The 3,787-nt window shown below is 62.9% G+C and carries 2 protein-coding genes; both read left to right on the top strand.

Features of this window, described 5'->3' with window-relative positions:
- Positions 1 to 239 precede the first annotated feature (239 nt).
- Positions 240 to 1,940: a hypothetical protein gene (locus tag AC1DU6_RS23060; RefSeq protein ID WP_477859871.1), complete on the top strand. Its 1,701-nt coding sequence runs from the start codon at positions 240 to 242 to the stop codon at positions 1,938 to 1,940.
- A gap of 141 nt (positions 1,941 to 2,081) precedes the next feature.
- A partial coding sequence (locus tag AC1DU6_RS23055; RefSeq protein WP_477859869.1) for a TonB-dependent receptor plug domain-containing protein occupies positions 2,082 to 3,787 on the top strand: 1,706 nt, incomplete at its 3' end.

Below are 3,787 nucleotides of genomic sequence, written 5' to 3'. Positions count from 1 at the left end.
GCCGTGCGCACCTCGGGCGGTGGTTCTGGGGCTAGGACCGGCCGTGTGAAGGGCTGCCTCGAATTCACATCCTCCGCCACCGTTCGGCTGGGGTGGATGAGACCCAACCACGGTGAACAAGCACGCCGATGGGGGGCTTTTTTACTCGGAAATAGTTCGTTCAACGCCCGAACCAAATGGCTTGGGTTCGGCGAGACGGGCCCGAGCTCAAAGGAGCGCTCTCGCTGCAAGTTCTGCAGTTGAGCAGCTACCAGTTATTTCAGAAAAGGAGACAGAACGTGACGAAAAAGTCGATTCCACACGCCAAGAAGTTGACCGCTGTAGCGGCATGCGCTTTTTTGGCCGCCTGCGGGGGCGGAGGGGGCGGAGATAGTGGTGGAGGGTCTGAGGGGCGCTTCCAGGCCATCAGCTTCAAATATCCGGGCGGCAACACCTTGTTGAACGGCCCGACCGCGTTGTCCGCAACAGCCACTTCCGGGTTGCCGGTCAGCTTCCGTACCGGCACGCCCACCACCTGCACGGTGGCGGACAAACAGGTGACCCTGGTGGCTGCAGGAGACTGCCTGGTCATCGCGAGCCAACCCGGCGGCGTTGGCTCGGACKGCACCGTATGGGCTGCTGCAGACGATACGAGCCAAGTGTTCGTCGTGTTGAAGCATGCACAACGCCCGCTGGTGCCGGTGGGCATCGTTCTGCGCGGAGCGGCTCCCGTCAACATCACGCTGCCAGACAAAACTGACGCTGGCATGCCGGCAACCTACACGGCGACGAAGACGCCCGAGGTTTGCACGGTCAGCGGCACGACGCTGAAAGTCCTGCAGCAAGGGTTCTGCACGCTTGGGGTGACGGCGGCGGAAAATGACTCATACACAGCCATGCCCGAGGGGCAGGCCTTCATTGAAATCGGCGCCTTGCCGCCCGCGGTGGTTCCGTTGGGCGGCGCGACTCAAACAGTCGTGCTGGGCACGGTCGATGCCAATGGCAACGCCCTGACGTACGCAAGCACCACGCCCACGGTTTGCACGGTGGCCGGCAATGAGCTTCGTCTGACCGCCAAGGGTAGCTGCGCGGTGACCCTGTCCAGCGCAGCGGGCACTTCTGAGAAGCTTCAGGTGCTCGCCGACCCGCTGTTGGTGTCTAGTGGGTTTGCGCCAGGCAGCAGCGTCGGCTGGACGGAGTCCTACAGAACCTGGCAAGGCGGTCGTGTGTCCGTCAACCCCTGGAGCAGCACTCTGGCCGCGGGCTGGGAGCGGTGTAACGCCAATGCCGACGATGGCACAAGTGTGGAGAACTGGTGCTACAGCAAGGTCTCCGACGACGGGTTGTCTCTCGTTTCTTCACTGCACCTTCCCGAGAGCAGGTGGACCCCGGGTAACTGGAATTACGGCTTCAATCGCATCGACATCTTCTCGCCTTGGACCATCGGGTTCAAGACGGATGACGACACCCTCAACGGGCTGAAGGTGACCAACGAGAAGACGCTCAACTTCACCCTGGGCGTCAATGCCGAGCTCTTCGCGGCTGCGAAGCCCATCGTCGTGCACCTGGATCTGGGCAAGAGCAATAAAAACAATTGCAACGTCGCTCTGAGCACCTTGGTGTGGGTCCCGAAGGCGGGGATGGTCAGCTACGCCGTGCCTCTGGACAACTTTGCGGTCACTGAGTCGTGCGGCCTGCCGGACATCACCAAGGCTTCGCTGGACGACGATGTGCGCAAGCTGCCGAATCCGTATGACAGCACGGGCGCCCCCGTCAACGAAGCCGCGTTCAAGGCAGCCCTGGACAAGCTTGCGGCCTCGCGTGCCTCGGCTGCGACGCTGCTGAAGTCCTCCACCGTGGTGCGCACGCGCTTCTGGCTGATGGACATCAACTTGGACAACAAGACCGACGGCATCACTGCCTCCGACTTGACCCTCAAGGGCCTCATCTACTTCCAATAACCCAGTTCGCGCGCGGCGTYGCGTGCCGGTGGCCGGTCTCCCGTGTTGATCGGGCAAGTGCCACGGCATCCGATGCCGAGAAGGCGAAGCCGCCCACACGGGCGCGCTGCCGCCGACTCATCGAAGGAATACGGAGACACCATGAAAAAACAATTCCGCACCACGGCCATCCATCGCGGCATGGTCCACATGATGCTGCTGACCGTCGGCAGCGCCGCGCTGGCGCAGTCGGCGGCTGAAAAGCCGGCAAACCTGGAAACCGTCGTCGTCACCGGTCAGCGCGCAGCGCTGCAGTCGGCACAGAAGATCAAGCAGAACGCCGAGGAAATCGTCGACTCGGTCGTCGCCGAAGAGGCCGGCAAGCTGCCGGACAAGTCGATCACCGAAGTGCTGCAGCGCGTCGTCGGCGTCGTCATCGACCGCAACAAGTCGCGCGGCGACCCGGAGCACTTCTCCGTCGAAGGCTCGGGCATCAGCGTGCGCGGCCTGAGCTGGGGCTCGTCGCTGCTGAATGGCCGCGAGTCATTCTCTGCCGGGTGGCCGGGCCGCGAGCTGAGCTGGGGCGACATCCCGCCTGAGCTGATGGCCGGCGTGGACGTCTACAAGAACCCCTCCAGCGAAATCATCGAAGGCGGCGTCAGCGGCACGGTGAACCTGCGCACGGCCTTGCCCTTTGACTACAAGGTGACCAAGGCCTACATGTCGGCGGGCAACAACTACGTGCAGCGCTCAGGCAAGAATTCGCCCAGCCTGTCGGGGCTGTACACCACGCAGTGGAATACGGACATCGGCCGTGTGGGCGTGCTGCTGGATGTGTCCTACAACCACACCAGCTTCCAGAACGAGAGCCTCCAACTGGACGCCTACTACCCCCGTACCGACCTGATCGAGGGCAAGGTGGCGTGGGCGCCGAAATCGGCCTCGTTCCGCAACAACACCGGCGACAACGAACGCGCCGGCTTCTACGGCGCGCTGCAGTGGAAGAAGGACGGCATGGACTCGTCGCTGACTTATTTCGTGTCGGGCACACGGGAGACGGGCAGCGAGCAGGGCTTCTACACCGGTATCGAGAACGCGTACAAGTCGAAGATCGACCCCGCGACAGCGAAGTACGACGCCAACAATGTGCTGCTCTCGGGCAAGTACACCTATCCGACCGGGCCCGGGGCGAACGACTTCGAGGCTGGCGGCCTGGGCTTGCAGATCACGCGCGGCTGGAACCAGACCACCTCGAAGACCGGTGAACTGGCGTGGAACTTCAAGTGGGCCGTCAACGACAACTGGCTGCTGCAGAACGACGTCCAGTGGGTTCACGCGAAGAACGATTCGGTCGGCCGCAACCTGCAGTTGGGCACTTTCGCGCCAAGCATGGGCATCGACGTGTCAGGAAAGGGCCCGTTGCGCCTCGAGTTCGACCAGGCCGCCACGGATTTCCTGGCCGATCCGAAACACTATTACTGGAACCTGATCATGCCGAGCGCCAGCAAGGCCGACGGCGACTTGTACGCATGGAAGGCAGACGCGCGATACCGTTTCGAGGACAACCCCATCCTGCGTGACATCCGTGTCGGCGTGAGAGCCACCTACCGCGTGGCGCGCCGCTACGAACCCACGGGCAATGGGTGGAGTTCCATTGCCGAACCCTGGGACGTCAAGCAGAACGTCGTACCCGGTCAATATCCCCCAGACAACGGCCAGGGGGGGCGGCGCCCAAGCTTCGCGTACCTGAAAGATGCGAAGTACCAAACCGTCCCGGTCGAAGTGTTCAACTTCGGCAGCTTCTACGGGGGCAAGGCGGGCTCGCTGCCGAACATCGTCATGCCGACGGTCAGTGCCGTGCGCGACTA

This window comes from Roseateles sp. P5_B10 (genome assembly GCF_056400485.1).
Note: the sequence above shows the minus strand (reverse complement) of the source record. Positions and strands in the feature narration are given on the sequence as shown.